Raw genomic sequence first — 17,152 nt, forward strand, 5'->3', positions numbered from 1 at the left:
GGTATTCAGTATAGCAGAGCGGGGGAACGCCAAAGAATGGACTAAAGCGCTGTTGATTTGTATTTTCCTACGATTGTCCCCGATTGTCCGTGGAGTCCGACATCCGGGTATTGTCGCGCGCTTTGTTGAAAGACGGCCGTGTTTTGGCGTACAGCACTGGGGTTCGGAAGAGAATCGAGCCGAGCGCTTTTGCATTAAACGGTATGAACGGCCACAAATATGACGAATTGTACGAGCGGTTCAGGGTCAGCATGACGATCAGCACCGTCGAGCCGATGACGAGGCCCGGCACCTGGAATATCGCGACCAGCACCAGCAGCACCAGCCTGACGATCCGGTTCGCCAGCCCAAGCTCATAGCTTGGAGTCGCGAACATGCCGATTGCGGCGACCGCCATATACAGGATGACTTCGTTGACGAAGAGCCCGGTATCCACAGCGATGTTGCCAACCAGGATGGCCGCGATCAGGCCCATCGCCGAGCCGAGCGGATTGGGGGTATGAACGGCGGCCAGCCGGAGCAGATCGACGCCGAATTCAACCAGCAGAAACTGGGCGATCAGCGGCAGTTTCGCCGACTTTTGCGGACCGAGAAAATCGAACATCGGCGGCTTCAGCTCCGGATGAACCACGAGCAGCAGCCACAGCGGAAGCAGGAACATGGAGGCAAAGACGCCCGCGAACCGGACCCAGCGCAGATAGGTGCCGATAAAAGGAGTCTGGCGGTTCTCCTCGGCATGCTGGCACAGATCGAAGAAGGTCGTCGGAAGCACCACTACGCTCGGCGACGTATCCACGAACAGGATGATTCGGCCCTCCAGCAGCATAGAAGCGACAATATCCGGCCGTTCCGAATAGCGGACCATGGGATACGGATTCCAGCCTGCTCCGATTATCGCCTCCTCCAGCTGTTTGTCGGCCAGCGGAATGCCTTCGATGTTGATGGATTTGATTTTGTCGGTCACGGCCCGGACCTGGGTCTTGTCCACAATGTCGTCGATATAGGCCAGGCAGACGTCGGTTCTTGTACGCCGCCCGACCTGATGCATCTCCAGCTTCAGTCCGGGATCGCGGACACGCCGCCGCACCAGCGCCACATTGCTCAGCAGCGTCTCGGTGAACCCGTCGCGGGAACCGCGGACCACCCGCTCAATCGTCGGTTCGTCGGGACTGCGGGCGGGATAAGCACGCGTATCCATCACGATTACCCGGCTCTCTCCCTCGATGAAGAGCGCGCTGTTCCCTGTCAGTACTTTGTTCACCGTCTCGCTGAGCATATCGCTCAGTTCAACCTGGATATGCGGGATATAGACGTGCATGAAATCGCGGATGACTTCCGCCGACAGATTCTCCGGAGTGAGATAGGTCAGCCGTTTCAGAATCTCGTCCACAATCGTATCCTTGGTAAAACCGCTGATGCACAGCAGCGCCGTCCGCTTGCCGCCGAAGCTCATCTCCCGGAAAATGACGTCAAAGGTGGAGCCGAGGCCGACCGTCTCCTTCAGCGTCTCTTTGACCCGGTCCAGGCTGGAGTCGATCCGGTCGCTGCCCTGCCAGTAACGGATCGACTCCTCCAGAGAATCGGATTTCTCGGCGTCGCGTTTCTGCTGTCTGGGATCGTCAGACTTGGTTTCGCCAGCGGCCGCTTGGCTTGTATTCTTGGGCTTGCGCTTCGCCTTCGCCTTCCTGCTTCCCTCTTGCCCATCCTCGCTCTCTTCATCCGGCTGCTGTTTATCCTCCCCCGGCTTCTTGGCGCCGGACAGGCTTGGGTCTTCTTCGTCCTCCTGATCTTCCTCTTCCTCGCCGAACCACTTGTCCATCAGGGCTACAAAGCCCCTCCGGCGCGGTTCCCCGCCTTCCTCTCCGCCGGTCCCCGGTTCTTCGGCAGCTTCCATCTCTCCTGCCGCTTTCTTCTCCCCGCCTTTCTCCGGCGAGGAAGAATCCGGCTCGGCCTCCATCCGGTCAGCCCATTCGCCGACATGCGAAGCCGGAGTGCCGGAGCCTCCGTCCGGGCAGGCATCCGCAGTATTCTTGCGGACCTCCTCCGCTTCCTTGCTGAACTCCTCCGCTTTCTTCGTCTCCATTCCGCTCTCGCCCCGGAACGATTCGCTCAGGTCCACAGGCCTGTCTGTTCGATCTTTATCCTCCGAATCCGGCCCGGCGGCATTCGTGCGTTCGTCCTTCTCCGGTCCGTCCGGTTCTTCCATGTGTTCTCCGCTGTGAATATATCGGTTCACCTTGCAGCTCTCCTTCCTTGTCTACGGTCGATACACGAACCAGTCGAACAGCGACCCGGCCACTTTACCCGCCACCATCGCCATCAGAAGTCCGAAGAGATAAGCGGTCATACGAAGCCGTTTCGCCAGAATCGGCAGCACATTCAGCACCTCGGTCAATGCGGCCGCCAGCATGCCGACAAAGACGCCGTCCAGCCAGCCGACCCCAAGCTCCAGCGCCGGGCCGCCCGGCAGCTTCCCGTTCCAGAAATCAAACACCGTTCCGATCAGCGAGCCCGCTACCATCGATCCCTCGTACCAATGGACCTTGTCATATGAAGCGGTCAGCTGGGCCAGACGGGGAACAATGTCCAGTACTACGAACAGGGCAATGACGCCGCCGCCGACGGCAATTCCGCCTGCCAGCCCAAGCAGCAGCGTGATCCCAACCTCAAGCGGCGGAGTCACCGTCGCCGCTTCCGGCCGGGCCCCCGGGACCGGCCCTCCATTTTGCGGTACTCTTCATGAATAATGTACTGGTCCACGTTGCTCTGATAAAGGAACATCTCGACTTCCAGCGGCGTCGGCTCCTCATTCCATTTCTTCTTGAAGAGATGGTTGAAGAAGATGACCATACCGAACCCGATGCCCAGCGAATAGGCCGCCTGAAATAAATACGGATGCTCATCGCGCCTTCCGGTCAGCATCTCCACAATCCGCACCTGAACTTCCTGCATATTGACATCCGCGTGGAAATTCATAATCGTCAGCGCCGAGCCGAAGAACATCAGCAGCCAGACCAGTACGAACAGAGCCAGAGAGGGGCGGCGTCCCGCCGAACGTTCCCGCACCTGGACAATCGTCCGCCCTTCGCCCAGCGATTCGATAACGGCGCCGGGAAGCAGGGAACGGACCCGCGGAATGACCGTCAGCATATCCAGCAGCAGCAGGTTGCCGTCGCTGCGGCGCGGCTGGGCCAGCACCAGCTCCTTCAGCGCGCCTTCCCATTCGGGAGGAGCAATCAGGTTCGCGGCGTCCGCAAGCGTAACGCTGGCCCCCTGGGCTACGCTTATCCGCGGCTTCAGCTGGATATATACGGTCGGCATACGGTCTGCTTCCATGAACGAAGCCCCCTTACTGAATTCTCGAATACCGGTAGTATGGGAGATCAGGCTTTATTTTACTCCGGGGCGGTGTCTGCTTCGCACAAAAAAACCGGACCCCAGGGTCCGGCTCTTCTTCTCGTTCAATTGCTTTTAAAGGCGCCTTTGTCAGCGTCCGTCTCCTTCGTTCGGCACAGCGACTTCCTCGCGTCCCCGCTGGCTGGAGATCACGAACAGCGCGCCCCAGATCAGGACGAATCCCAGAAGCTGGGCGGGAGTGACCGCGATGGAATAGACGAACCAGTTAATGAGCACCCCGGTCATGGGGAAGCTGAGTTCGGCCAGCGTTGCATACGAAGCCTTGGTCGTATTCAGCCCTTTGTAGTAGAGCAGCATGCTTAGCAGACCGGGAAGCAGCGCCTGAAGCAGCAGATTCAGCGCGATAAGCGAGGAGGTTCCGATGCCCCCGCCGATATGCCAGGCCGTTCCTTCCACCTGGGTGATGACGAACAGCAGCGGCAGCGCCATCATGAACCGGAGTGAAGTGACCGTCTCGTATTCCAGCGTGCCGAGCAGATAACGGCCCATGACGGTGGAGCCGCCCCACAGGGCAGCCGCTCCCAGCGCCAGCATGCTGCCGACGCCGATGAAGCTGCCCGCATGGCCGAACGGCAGCGTCCAGCCGAAGGTCAGCAGATAAGTTCCGATTAGCGCGATCAGCAGCAGCGGTCCGAAGTTGCGGGGAAGCCGTTCCTTCAGAATGAGGGCCGCCAGCCCAATCGCGAACAGCGGCTGCAGCTTCTGCAGCAGCAATACGGAGTTGAAATCGCCGGAGGACAGCGCCTTGGTGAACAGAATGGTCGCCGCAGCCGAGCCGCCCCAGGAGACGAACAGCAGCGCGCCGAGCTGGCGAAGCCGGATACGCTTCAATTCGAAGCGGTGCCGCCACAGCACCGGAGCGGCCGCCAGGAACAGGACCACATGCTCCAGAAGCACAATTTGCGAAGAGGTCATTGATTTCAGCAGAATAATCCGGAACAGGGGATCTACTCCCCACAGCGCCGCTCCCAGTACGACGAGCCAGAACCCTCCGTGGGAACGTCTGGCCGCTGCTGCCGGGTTAGCCGTTAAGTCACTCATATCTTTCTTCTCCTTCGTCATACAAAACCCCGCAAGAGATCAAAAAGCCCCCGATTTCACGCCTGAAGGCGGCAGTCGGGGGCAGGCAAGAATCGCGCAAAAAACAGGGGCTCCGTCCCAAAAGGAACGCGCCGCCCTGCGGCGTGGCTCTTCCATGATCCTCTCCCATCCGGACTTTACCGTCGGCCCTGGATTTCCACCAGATCAGTCCCGTTCATCCGCCAGGCGGACAACCGGGAGTCGCGGGCTGCGCTTCGCGTGCGAAGCTTCACCGCCGGTCAGGAATTTCACCTTACCCCGAGAATCTTGTATTCTGTTATTTTTTTCACAGCCTCAGATTACACCCGTTTTTATGAAACGTCCAGTGTTTTTTATGAAAAAGCTGCCGCTTTTCTTCGTTGTTTCATCTTTGTTCAACTTTATTCGCCTTTATTCGTCACCTTTCGCCGTTTGTTCCCGGTTCCCCTCCATTTCGGGCAGCACCATTCTCCGTCTTGCCGCATCCGGGTCCCGTTCCAGCCGGACCGGTGAACCAAAGATCAGGGTGGCGCGGTCTCCGGGTTCATACGCCGGCCATTCCAGACCGGCCGCAGAAGGATCGCCGGAATGCGCAAAGGCCGCCCAGGCCATCATCATCGCGGCGGAGACGGAACGGTGCTCCTCGCCGACCGTTCCTCCCAGCCGCTCAAGTTCGCCCAGCGTTCCGAAGACGAAAGAAATTTCGGCGCTGTGCACCGCTCGTTCAAAGTGGGGATGCCCCGGCACACCGGCGTCGAACCGGTACATCCACACCGGCGCGTGGCTGATGCTGCGTTCGCTTAATTCCAGCGCGCCGCGCCAGAAGATCATGTCGGTCAGAATTTCGGGAGCGCCTTCGCCGCGGGAACCGTAAAATTCCGCCTGCTCCGGAGAGTACGGCGTCCCCAGCATGGAGCCGACCAGCTTCAGCGCGTCCGGGACCGGCGGCTGCGGATCGCCCGGCCGGAAGAAGTAGCCGCCCTCCTCGCGGTTCGTGCCGACCATCAGCGGCACTCCCCGCGAGGAGCCGGCCGCCACTGCGGCCAGCGGTTCTTCCGGCAGAACCGACCCGTCCACGACGGGCTGGAACAGCATGCCGAACGGACCGCCGATCCGGCGGTTCAGCGCATGGGCGGCGGCCATGATGGCATCCGCCGGGAGTTCCCGCAGCCGCTCCGCTTCTTCGGGCGCAAGACCCAGTTCGGCAAGCATTTCCCGCGCGGCGGCTTCGCCCTGGCTTGCAGGCATCGTCTGGGCCGCCCCGCTCTGCAGAATCGCCCGGGCGAACAGCCCCTGGGCCGCCGGGCAGGCCAGAAGCGCGGCGATGCTCATGCCTCCGGCCGATTCGCCGAACAGGGTGACCCGGGCCGGATCACCGCCGAAGGCTTCAATGCTTCCCTGTACCCATTCCAGCGCTGCAATCATATCCAGGAGTCCCAGATTGGAATCGAATGAATCGCCGAGGGCCGCCCAGTGGAGAAATCCGAAGGGACCCAGCCGGTAGTTGAGGGTTACAACGACGGCTCTGCCCCGTTCCGCCAACAGCGCGCCGTCGAACTGGGGCTGGCTTCCCGATCCGGTGACGAAGGTGCCCCCGTGAATCCAGACCATGACCGGGAGGGGCTCCCGCTCTTCCTCCGGAGCCCATATATTGAGATACAGACAGTCTTCGGAATGTTCCGGCGATTCGCCGCCGAACCGGGTGCCCCGCCGGTCTGGCGGCTGATGCGAGACCGGGCCGAATCCCCCCGCATCCCGGATGCCCTCCCAAGGCTGCGGCGGCTGCGGAGCCCGCAGACGCCGTTCGCCGACCGGCGGCGACGCATAGGGAATTCCTTTCCAGACCCGAACCGGGCCCTCCTTCCGTCCCTCCAGCATCCCGTAACGGGTCTTGATGACAGTCGGCATGATCTTTCATCCTTCTTTCTGTAATTTAAGCTTGCGGCCCTTCAGGCGTCTCGGGCTCATAGAGGCCCGAACGGAACCGGAACCATTGATAGAGATGGGTAATGAACACTTTCAGGACGGCATACCCGGGAACGGCGAGAATAATGCCGAACACCCCGAACATTTTGCCTGCGAATACAATCACGAAGATAATGGTGACCGGATGAATCCGGAGCGTCTTGCCCATGATCTGCGGCGAAATGAACTTGCCCTCCACCAGCTGAACCACCGTCCAGACAATGACCATCTTGAGCAGCATGAACGGCGAGGTGACGGCGGCGACGATCAGGGCAGGCGTAATGGCGATGGCCGGGCCGAGATACGGCACGACGGCCGTGCAGGCCGCGATAATGGCAAGCACCAGCGAGTATTGCAAGCCGATGATCAGGTAGCCGATGTACAGAAGGGCTCCGATGCAGCAGCTGACGATAATCTGCCCCCGAATGTAGGAAGAGATCTGACTGTTCATTTCCGACATCACCATGCGGGTCTGCGGCTGAAGCGCCGTCGGCACAAAGCGGATCAGATAGTCCGGCAGCCGGTGTCCGTCGCGCAGCAGATAGAAGAGAATGAACGGGGTCGTGACAATCGCAAGCACCGCTTCCGTCAAAGCTCCGACAAAATTGCCGACGCCGTTCACCGCATTGTTAAGGAACGACGTTCCCCAAGCGGTCACACGGCCGGTCACTTCGTTGAGATCAATATTCTCCTGCATCGGCAAGGAATCGAGGAGATTCCCCCGCTTGAGCGCCGGGAATTTATCCTGTATATCCTGGCTGTACTTCGGGAAATTGTCGATCAGATCCAGAAGCTGCGCGCGGATGATCGGGATGACCGTCAGCAGAATGATGGAGATAATGCCGGCGATGAACAGGTACAGGACTACAATCCCGTACGCCCGCTTCACCCGGCTCTTCCGTTCCAGCCGATTCACCAGCGGGTTCAGCAGGTAATAGGCCACCCCCGAGAGAATCAGCGGTCCTGCCACCGTATGCAAGAGAACGCTCAGCGGCTTGAAGATAAAGGGCAGCTTGTGAAAGACCAGAATATTGAGGCCAATCAGCAGCAAAATAAGCAGAACGACCACAAACTTGTTGTTCAGAAATAACTTCCGGAATCGATCCGGCCTGTTGGGCATAAAGTCAGTCACACCGTCCTTTGGTCGCGATGATGTAGAATTCTCGCGTAGAGATTCACTTCCTCTAAGCATAGTAGCCGCAGCGGACACAAGTCAAATGGTCAAATGGCCAAGTCTTGTACCAAAGACAGCCCGTGAACCGGTCTCGAAATCCGGATTCACGGCACCGGAGGATATGAATCGGGTGAATCCTTCTTTCCGGGCTTGCGCTTGCCCCTGCCGCCCTTCTTGACCGCTGCCTTCATGCTTCCCGCTTCAAAATTATATACGGCATATTCCTCCAGACCGCCGCCCTCCAGCGTGCGGCGGACCAGCTCCTTCCCGGCCTTCGGCGTCAGGCCTCCATACCAGACCCCCTCGGGATACGCAATGGCTACCGGGGCGTCGGAGCAGCGGCCGTTGCAGCGCGTCTCGGTCACATGAATCCGCGCATCGGCACCCTGCTTGCCGATTTCTTTCTCGACCGCCTTCAGCACTTCCTCTCCCCTGCGCTTGCGGCAGCTGCTGCCGCCGCAGACGAGCAGATGGCAGACCGTGCCTTCCAGATTCCAAGTCGTCACAGGCTTCTCCTCCTTTCATACCAACGTTTATACCTGAATGACAGGGGTAAATCAATGAATAACGGCATGTGATTTTGCGGGATTCTATAAATAGTAAGAAAGAGGAGGATTTTAACTGATGAGAACCAAAATTATTTGCACGATCGGCCCGGCCTCGGAATCGGTCGGCACGCTGAAAGACATGATCGCCGCCGGCATGACGGTGGCACGGCTCAACATGGCGCACGGCGAACTGGAGGAGCATTCCGCCCGAATCCGCAATGTGCGCCAGGCAGCGGCCGAGATGGGCACCTTTATTCCGATCATGATGGACATCAAGGGGCCGGAAGTGCGAATCGGCAAGCTGAAGACAGACTATGTCGTTCTGAAGCCGGGGGACTCGCTGACGCTGACAACCGAAGAGCTGCTTGGGGATGAGACCCGCATTTCCGTCAACTATCCGGATATGCCCTCGGTGGTCAAGCCCGGCGACCGGATTCTGATCGACGACGGCCTGATTGACCTTACCGTGACCGACGTTCAGGGCGGTGATATGGTCTGCCGCATTGTCAGCGGCGGCACGCTCAAGCCGCGCAAGGGCGTCAACCTTCCCGGCATCCATACGACCCTGCCCGGCGTAACCGAGCGGGATATCCGGCATATACAATTCGGCCTCGGCGAGAAAATCGAGATGATCGCCGCCTCTTTTGTACGTCAGGGCGACGACATTCGGGAAATCCGGTCCATTCTGGAACGCAGCGGAGCCGGGCATGTCCAGATCATCTCCAAGATCGAGAATCATGAGGGCATGACGAACCTGGATGATATTATTGAAGCCTCCGACGGCATCATGGCCGCGCGCGGAGATCTCGGCGTCGAAGTTCCCGTCGAGAAGGTTCCGCGTCTCCAGAAGGAAATGATCGACAAGTGCAACCGGGCCGGCAAGCCCGTAATCGTCGCCACGCATATGCTGGAATCCATGCAGATGAATCCGAGACCGACCCGTTCGGAGGTCAGCGACGTGGCGAATGCCGTTCTCCAGGGCGCCGACGTAGTGATGCTGTCGGGGGAATCCGCCGCCGGGAAGTACCCGGTTCAGTCGGTCCGCACCATGGCGGCCGCCGCAGCCGAAGCCGAGACGATGATCAGCTACAAGGAACGGTTCATCGCGTCGTTCGACTGGAAGGAGAGCAGCACGACGGAAGTGATCAGCCGCAGTGCAGTCAGCTCGTCCCTTATGCTCGGCGCCAAGGCGATTATTGCCGCCACCGAGAGCGGCTATACGGCCCGGATGATCTCCAAGCATCGTCCGGAGGCGCCCATTATCGCCGTCACTCCGAACCGGGAGACGCTCGCCAAAATCTGTCTCTGCTCCGGCGTCGTCCCGGTGCTGGGCAATCCCGTCTCCTCGACCGATGAAATGTTCGAGTCCTCGGTCGCCAGCGCCGTCCGCACCGGCACCGTAGCCGAAGGCGACACGGTGGTCCTCTGCGCCGGCGTGCCGATCTGGAAAGCCGGCACGACGAACCTGATCAAGATCGAACAGGTCCGAACCCGGCAGAACGCGGAGGGCTAACCCCGGACCCAAGCCGACATGGCCTGCAATCTTTTTGCCGCCGGAGCCTATTCCTGTATTGAACGTTGCCTGCAATTCCTTTATAATTCAGTACAATCTAAGCGGCTGAACGTCAGCCTTCGCGAAAGGAATGGAAGACAAGTCATGACAGAGAAGCTCAGAGCCGGCATTGTCGGCGGCACCGGCATGGTGGGCCAGCGTTTTATCGCTCTACTCGAGAATCATCCGTGGTTTGAAGTGACGGCAATCGCCGCCAGCGCCAATTCGGCAGGCAAGCCGTATGAGGAGTCGGTCAAAGGCCGCTGGAAGCTGTCCACTCCGATTCCCGAAGCCGTGAAATCCATTCCGGTTCAGGACGCCTCCAAGGTGGAGGAATTCGCGCCGCAGGTCGATCTGATCTTCTGCGCCGTGGATATGAAGAAGAACGAAATCCAGGCATTGGAAGAAGCCTACGCCAAGGCGGGCGTGCCTGTCATCTCCAATAACTCCGCGCACCGCTGGACGCCCGACGTGCCGATGGTGGTGCCGGAGATCAACCCGGGGCATCTGGACGTTATCCGCCATCAGCGCGAGCGTCTCGGCACCGCTACGGGCTTCATCGCCGTCAAGCCGAACTGCTCCATTCAGAGCTATGTGCCGCTTCTGAACGCGCTCAAGGAATTCAAGCCGAAGGAAGTCGTGGCAAGCACGTATCAGGCCATTTCCGGCGCGGGCAAGAACTTCACCGACTGGCCGGACATGATCGACAACGTGATTCCGTATATCGGCGGCGAGGAAGAGAAGAGCGAGCAGGAACCGCTGCGCATCTGGGGAACCGTCGAGAACGGCGAGATCGTCAAGGCCTCCGAGCCGCAGATTACGACCCAGTGCATCCGCGTTCCGGTGACGGACGGCCATCTGGCGACGGTCTTCGTCTCCTTCGAGAACAAGCCTTCCAAGGAAGAAATTCTGAACTGCTGGAGCCGCTTTGCCGGCCGCCCGCAGGAGCTGGATCTCCCGAGCGCGCCGAAGCAGTTCATTACTTATTTCGAAGAAGACAACCGTCCGCAGACGAAGCTTGACCGCGAGATTGAGAACGGCATGGGCATCTCCGCCGGCCGTCTTCGCGAAGATTCGCTCTATGACTACAAGTTCGTCGGTCTCTCCCACAACACGCTGCGCGGCGCTGCCGGCGGCGCGGTGCTGATCGCCGAGCTGCTCAAGGCCGAAGGCTACATTCAGCCGCTCCGCAGCGGCGAAACGGCTGCGAAGCCGGTATAAAATCAGGCTTCAGCGTCCAGACAAATACGGCCTCCCTTGTCGGGGAGGCCGTATTTGTGCATTCCGGTTATTCCGGATTATCGCGGACGAGTTCCGCTGCAAAAACCAAGACCCCGGGAAAGTCCCGGGGTCTTGCTGCTTTCTGTCCGCCAAGCGGTTATTTCTTGCCCAGCAGGTTGTAGAGCACCTGCGCCGATTCGGCGCGGGTTGCATGGGCCTTCGGCGCGAAGACATTGCCGGACTGCCCTTGCAGGAGACCGAGCGAGGAGGCCGCAGCTACGTCGCTCTTGGCCCAAGCGCTGACCGAAGCCAGATCGCCATAGGCAGGGTTGCCGGATGCCGGCGCATTCTTGCCGGTCTTCAAGGCATAGGCGCGGACGATCATGGCCGCCATTTCCTCGCGGGTGATCATCTGCGACGGATGGAAGGTTCCCGTGCCGCTGCCTTTGACAAGGCCGCTCTCGTACGCGGCCGCTACCGAATCCGCATACCAGGCTGTGGAAGCCACATCGGAGAAGGAAGCTTTGTTCTTCGCCGTAAGCCCCAGTGTGCGGGTCAGCATGGCTGCAAATTCTGCACGGGTTACGTTCCGGGCAGGCGCAAAGCCTGTGCCGCTGCCTTCCACAATATGCTTCGCGCTCAATACCGACACGGCCTTATGGGCCCAGTGCGCGGCAGGCATATCGCTGTAATTCTTGTTAAACTCGAGTGCCGCATAGCGGCTGAAGTGGGTAACCTTGCCTTTCAGCACGCCGTTCTCTACGGAACCGCCGACATATTCGGCCTTTCCGGCGTCATTCAGATAGTAGACGCCGGTCAAGTCGCTGTCGGCCGAGGCCTTCAGCTTGAAGCTGAGTTCAATTGGTTCCGGGAAGGAAGACAGCGTGACCGCTTTGCCGTCCTTCGCTACGGCTTTCAGTCCGAAATCATACACATCGCCGGCAAGCTCATACACTTCGCTTGCCGATTGGTTCAGCTTCTGGGCGGCAGCCGTCTGGGCGGCCGTATCCAGCTTGCTCACGTTCAGCGAGATCTGGGCGCCTGCAGTCTGTGCAGCGCCAAGCTGCGCTTTCAGGGCGTTCAGCACGCTTATCGGAATGTTCAGCGATACCTGCTCGCCGCTGATGGCGATCCGGTTCAGTCCGGTTGCCGAAGCCAGCGCTTCAAGCGGGATCAGCACCTGTTGAGCCGAACCGCTGAGTGCAATCGTTGCCGTTCCGCCGGCCGCAGGCTTGAGCTGATCCGCGGTAACCGTTACGGTTGTCGCAGCGGCTGTCGGCTGTGGCGCAGCGGTTGCAGAACCCGGCGATGCCGGAGTCGGCGTAGCTGGTGCAGGCGATGCCGGAGTCGTGTCGCCGCCCGTCCGGGTTACCGTCAGGGTAATCGTCTTGGTTGCCTTGGCGGCACGGGCCTTGTCTTCATACCAAGGCAGATTCAGCGTCTCGGCAGTCGGTTCGATATGCAGCTTGAACGTATTCACACCGTAGGCAAGCGGAATATCATTGAGCTGCACATTGCCGTAAGCATCCATTGCCGAAGCCGGAATCGGCTGGCCGTTGATCGTGAAGCCGACGCCGAACGGCACGTTGGCTTTCAGATTCATTTTGCTGTCGTCCGTGGTGTAGGCAATATCCTCACCATAGGAAGTACGCGGCAGCGTAATGATCATCGGCATATCTACCCACCGGAGAACGTAATCGTTCACCATCATTTTGTTGCCGCCTTCGTTCTTGATCGTCAGCTGCATATTCGTATTCGTGGAGCTGTACGCCCAGTTACCGGCATCCGTCGTATCGTTGGAGGAACGAATATGGCTGGTAAAAGCCTCCTTGTCCCAGACACCACGGGTGTACTTATACTGAATGCTCTTGCCGGCCATCATTTTGAAGCTGTATTCCACAATGCTGCGGTCGGTCGCGCCGCTCGGCACCTTCAGTTCATTGCCCGAAGCGTTCCAGCCGTTGAAGTCGCCGGCAATATAGATGCCGTCGGTGCTCGGCGTGTAATTCGGCAGGTGCAGCCGAAGCGTGACATCGACCATGACGATCTTCGGCGTTACGGATTTCTCGCCGGATTCCGAGCGGTTGTACGCCGCGTCGAAGCTGACAATTTTATACGTATACTTCGTATCGTTGCTGACGGTGTAATCGATATACGTGCGCGCTGTCTTGATCAGCGTTGCGATCGGCTTGTATTTCCCGTCGCCTTCCTTGCGCATCACTTCAAATCCTTTGACATCGCTGGTATCCGTTATCGTCCAGGCCAGATTCACCATGTTGGATTCCTGGAGAATATCGGACAGTTCAGCCGCCGCCGGCGCCTGGGTATCCGTGGTATCGGCATTGACTACTACCTGCTTCGTAGCGGAGAACTTCTGCGTCTCTCCGTTATTCGTCGAGGCCGAAGCGGTATATTCATAGACGCCTGCCAGAGTCGGCTCAAAGGTTGCGCTGTAGATCTTGCCCAGCTTGTCGTCGCTGTCCGTCTTGTATTTCAGCTTGATCTCCTTGACCAGTTCTTCCGAACCGACCGGGTAGTATTTCAGTTTGACCTGAAGACCCGCCGGTTCCTTGTAGACCAGATCGGTAACGTCGGTCAGTTCCGGAACGCGGACATCGACCAGAATTTCATAGGTGGCCTTGCCGACGCCGACGGTCATTTCCTTCGCTTCCTGGACAATGCTGACCGACTGAACCGGGAGGAACGGAGTTGCCGAGACGTATTCGCTCGGAAGGCTTACGCCTCCATCCTTCACCGCAACCAGTGTGTAGTAATACTTCATTCCGTTCACGACGCTCTTATCCGTGTAGGTAGCCGTCGTTACGGTCGCCACCTCCGTCGTCGCCATGCCTTCAAGCGGTGTCCGGTATACCTTATACTCGCTTGCGTCAGCCGCAGGGCTCCAGTTCAGCGTGACGCTGCCCTTGCCTGCCTGTGCTGTCAGTCCGGTTACCTGCGGCACCGTCACCAGCGAGCCGTCCGACAGCATCATGACGCCGGTCATGGCCGGCAGCGTCAGGCTGATAACGCCGTTCGTTACGGTGCCGCTGATCTGGCCTCCAAGCTGGTCAACCAGCTTCATGCCTTCCGGCAGGAATCCGGCTACATCAGCGTCGATCTTGGTCTCGGCGGAGCCGCGGTTGACGGCCACAAGGCCGCCGGCATTCTCGTTCTTGCGGGCATAGGCAATTACATCGCCCTCTGCGTAAGCCACATGAAGATCGCCTGTGCTGAAGACGCTGTTGTCGTGGCGCACATCGGCGGCTTTCTGGTACGTACTGAACAGTTCACTGTAGCGTCCGGTGGCAGAGAAGCTGCCGTCACCATTGTCCTTTACACGTTCCCAAGGGAACGTACGCCGGGAATCCGGGTCCTTCGTTCCGGTTACTCCGACTTCGTCGCCGTAATAGATCGTCGGCGCGCCAGGGTAGCCCATCTGCATGATCGCCGTCAGCGCCTGAAGCTTGATCGCGTTATCCGTGGCCGGATCAGCGACCTTCAGGTTCTCTTCTTCCCAGTCGGGATGATCGTATTTCGTAATCGAACGGGTTGTATCATGCGAATCCACCAGGTTCAGCATCACCTTCCAGGCTTCTTCCGGATAATCCTCGCGGATCGATTCCAGTGCCTGATTCAGGTTCGCCGCATTGCCGGAGATCATGAAGCTCTGGACGGCCGAACGGAACCGGTAGTTCATGACCGAGTCGAACTGGTCTCCAAGCAGATATTTCGTCGCTACGCCCCATTCTTCGCCCAGAATAATGGGGTCTTCAATCGTTTTGCCGTTGACGTCCTTGCGGCCTTCTACAGATTTGACGGCTTCCCGGAATTTCTCCCAGGTTCCGTTCGATACGTCCGGCGCTACGTCGAGACGCCAGCCGCTGGAACCCATCCACAGCCAGCGCTGGGAGTTCGTAGACTGCATTTGGGCCGAGGCTTCCGTCTCGCTAAGTCCCGTCAGGTCATGGCCGATGACTTCATCCCGGTAAGCCACGTTGTTCCATTCATGCTTGCCGTCGAGCGCCTGGGTATCGGCCTTGTAGAATGGCGTATCTTCCGTCTGCGGTTCTTTCGCATCCATCACAGGCAGGGAATCATAGCCCCACCAGGCATCGTATTTATAATGCTCCATACCGTTGTCGGTTACTTTCGACTTCTCGATAGTGAACCAGGTGGTATATTCAAAGTCTTCTGGATAAGCGTAATTCTTGCCTGTCAGCGGATTGATCTGGCTTGTAAAAGATTTCCGCACTGCAAGTTCCGCATCCGCCTCGCTGATCTTCTTGGCATCCATCATGTCGTAGACTTTTGCCCAGTATTCATAGGCCCCGATTTCGGGGTATTTGGCATAGCGGTCAAAGTAAATGGAATCATCGCCGACGTGGTTGAACACGCCGTCGTTGATCAGGCGCAGACCCTTCTCACGCGCGGCTTTGGCGAAAGCCTGGTACACGCGGTCGGATTCTGCCCGAGATGCCGTATAGTCCAACCCCGACTTCGGATCGCCCGGCGTGTTGTACACCGGCTTGCCGAACATCGGATCCAGATGCTCGTAATCCGTCGCATCATACTTGTGGTTCGACGAAGCCCAGGATACCGGATTCAGGTACAAGGTCGTAACCCCGAGATTCTTCAGGTAATCCAGCTTCTCCTGAATCCCCTTGATATCGCCTCCGTAGAAGTCATTCGAGTAAACGCCGTCACTCTTCGCATCCGGGAAGTACGGCTTGTTCTCTTCCGTTACCCGGTTCGGGTTCTCGGGAACATCGCTCCACTCGCCCCATACCTGGTCAGGCGTCGGATCGTTATCTACACCGCCGTCATAATACTGCAGCTTGTATCCGCCCTTGCTGGTCGTATAGTAATCGTAGATCGTTCCCCGGGAGCCGTCCGCTGTCTTGGCGCGGTTATTGGTCGGATCGCCGTCATAGAAACGGTCCGGGAAGATCTGATAGACCACGGAGGTCTTCATCCAGTCCGGCGTTTTGAAATCCGGGTCATACACGGTCAGGTCAAAAGAAAGCGCTCCCGATTCGCTGACCGCGCCGCTCCCGCCGCGGCTGGAATCGTCGCCGTATTCGACCTTGGTCGTTCCGTCGAGCAGAATAAATTTGTAACCCCATACACCGATCTTATTGAAATCCTTCTTCGGAACGGTGGCTTCAAAATAATCCTTGCCGTCTACAGTAGTCGCCAAATGCATGGTATAGGCATTGGAGATGCCTTCCGGACTGCTCAATTCCACCTTGGCCAGCTCCACGTCGCCCTGTTTGGCGGCTACGCGGAGCGTCACATCCTCCTGGCCCATCTTGATCGCGCCGAAAGGCTTCTTGAAGGTCAGCGACCGGCTGTCGAACGCAATTGCGTTCTTGTTGATAATGCCGTCGAACTCCGAATCGCTCGGAGCGGCCGGCGCGATTGCGCTGGTGTAGCTCAGAACGCGGGAATTTTTGGGCTGGGAATAGTCAATACTGAAGGTAACATAAGATTTGTCCTCCAGATTGATGTTAAGGTCTCCTCCAGCGCCGCCGTAATCATCTCCCCAATCCTTGCCAAAAACAACCTTGGCTTTAAACTCGCCGGCAGGCAGCGTCCGCTGCAGCTTATAGACGGAGCCGTCGAAGTTGTAGTCGACGAAGAACTGTCCCGCTGTTGGCGGCGACCATTCGCTCTCCCCGAATACCGGCTGGACGCTTCCGACCAGTCTCGGCCATTGGTCCGAATTGAGCTTGGCCTCATACTGAGGCATTTCGTCAACCCCCGGCAGACTGATTCGGGCCTGGTTGCTCTTCTCGTTTATGTAGAAATTCACCTTGGTAGTCCGATCCAGGTCGAAAGAGAAATTGCCGTCTTTGCCCTTGGAGCTGGAGAAGCCCTCCCAGGTTCCTCCCTTAACGATTTTGAATTCATAATGACCTTGATTCAGAACCGTAGACAACTCATAGAATCCGTCGACCAGGTGCTTCATCCGCATACTCTGGTCCGCATTCTCCCAGTTCTTGATTCCGACGACAATCCAGCCCTCGGCCCGGCCGCCCGGCTGGTCAATCAGCGTATCCGCAACCGGAGCCGCTTCATCGGCCTTGGCTACCGAAGCCGGGAACAGCCCGGCAACGAGCTGAAGCACCATGATGACAGCGGTTGCAAGAGAAAGCCAGCGCCGCCGTTCCTTGTTGAACAATGTGGACATGTTCAGTTCATTCCCCCTCAGTGTTG

Annotated in this window: 10 protein-coding genes and 1 riboswitch; of the genes, 2 read left to right on the forward strand and 8 right to left on the reverse strand. The window is 58.6% G+C overall.

Translation table 11 applies throughout. The features are described from left to right. Positions 1-67: 67 nt before the first annotated feature. The 7 genes from RBI05_RS03535 to RBI05_RS03565 form a co-directional block, all read right to left on the reverse strand. A complete protein-coding gene (locus RBI05_RS03535) occupies positions 68-1,819 on the reverse strand; it encodes a spore germination protein (RefSeq protein WP_408638300.1) in 1,752 nt (583 codons plus the stop codon). A gap of 438 nt (positions 1,820-2,257) precedes the next feature. After that, positions 2,258-2,683, reverse strand: coding sequence for a stage V sporulation protein AB (locus tag RBI05_RS03540; RefSeq protein WP_310550141.1), 426 nt, complete (start codon positions 2,681-2,683; stop codon positions 2,258-2,260). Beyond that, positions 2,680-3,336, reverse strand: a complete 657-nt coding sequence (locus RBI05_RS03545; protein WP_310550142.1) for a stage V sporulation protein AA — start codon at positions 3,334-3,336, stop codon at positions 2,680-2,682. The genes RBI05_RS03540 and RBI05_RS03545 overlap by 4 nt, the downstream gene beginning before the upstream one ends. Positions 3,337-3,486: 150 nt before the next feature. Beyond that, entirely contained in the window at positions 3,487-4,458 is a 972-nt protein-coding gene (locus RBI05_RS03550) for a DMT family transporter (RefSeq protein ID WP_310550143.1), read from the reverse strand. Between the two features lie 153 nt (positions 4,459-4,611). Further along, positions 4,612-4,767, reverse strand: a riboswitch (FMN riboswitch). A gap of 120 nt (positions 4,768-4,887) precedes the next feature. Then, positions 4,888-6,384 (reverse strand): carboxylesterase/lipase family protein, encoded by a 1,497-nt coding sequence (locus RBI05_RS03555; protein WP_310550144.1) that lies wholly within the window; start codon positions 6,382-6,384, stop codon positions 4,888-4,890. Between the two features lie 25 nt (positions 6,385-6,409). After that, positions 6,410-7,561 (reverse strand): AI-2E family transporter, encoded by a 1,152-nt coding sequence (locus tag RBI05_RS03560; RefSeq protein WP_150456712.1) that lies wholly within the window; start codon positions 7,559-7,561, stop codon positions 6,410-6,412. Between the two features lie 158 nt (positions 7,562-7,719). Then, the gene (locus RBI05_RS03565; RefSeq protein WP_310550145.1) at positions 7,720-8,121 is read right to left on the reverse strand and encodes a (2Fe-2S) ferredoxin domain-containing protein; all 402 of its coding nucleotides are present in this window, start codon (positions 8,119-8,121) and stop codon (positions 7,720-7,722) included. Between the two features lie 115 nt (positions 8,122-8,236). On the opposite strand from RBI05_RS03565, the gene pyk reads away from it, so the two are divergent. Both pyk and asd read left to right on the forward strand, forming a co-directional pair. Next, positions 8,237-9,676 carry a pyruvate kinase gene (pyk, locus tag RBI05_RS03570; protein WP_310550297.1) on the forward strand — a complete coding sequence of 480 codons (1,440 nt, stop codon included), beginning with the start codon at positions 8,237-8,239 and terminating at the stop codon, positions 9,674-9,676. 144 nt (positions 9,677-9,820) lie between these two features. Continuing rightward, positions 9,821-10,936: an aspartate-semialdehyde dehydrogenase gene (gene asd / locus RBI05_RS03575; RefSeq protein ID WP_310550146.1), complete on the forward strand. Its 1,116-nt coding sequence runs from the start codon at positions 9,821-9,823 to the stop codon at positions 10,934-10,936. Between the two features lie 157 nt (positions 10,937-11,093). On the opposite strand, the gene RBI05_RS03580 is transcribed toward asd, so the two are convergent. After that, entirely contained in the window at positions 11,094-17,126 is a 6,033-nt protein-coding gene (locus RBI05_RS03580) for an alpha-amylase family glycosyl hydrolase (RefSeq protein WP_310550147.1), read from the reverse strand. Positions 17,127-17,152 lie beyond the last annotated feature (26 nt).

It is taken from the genome of Paenibacillus glufosinatiresistens (genome assembly GCF_031470375.1).
Lineage (GTDB): Bacteria > Bacillota > Bacilli > Paenibacillales > Paenibacillaceae > Paenibacillus_AQ > Paenibacillus_AQ glufosinatiresistens.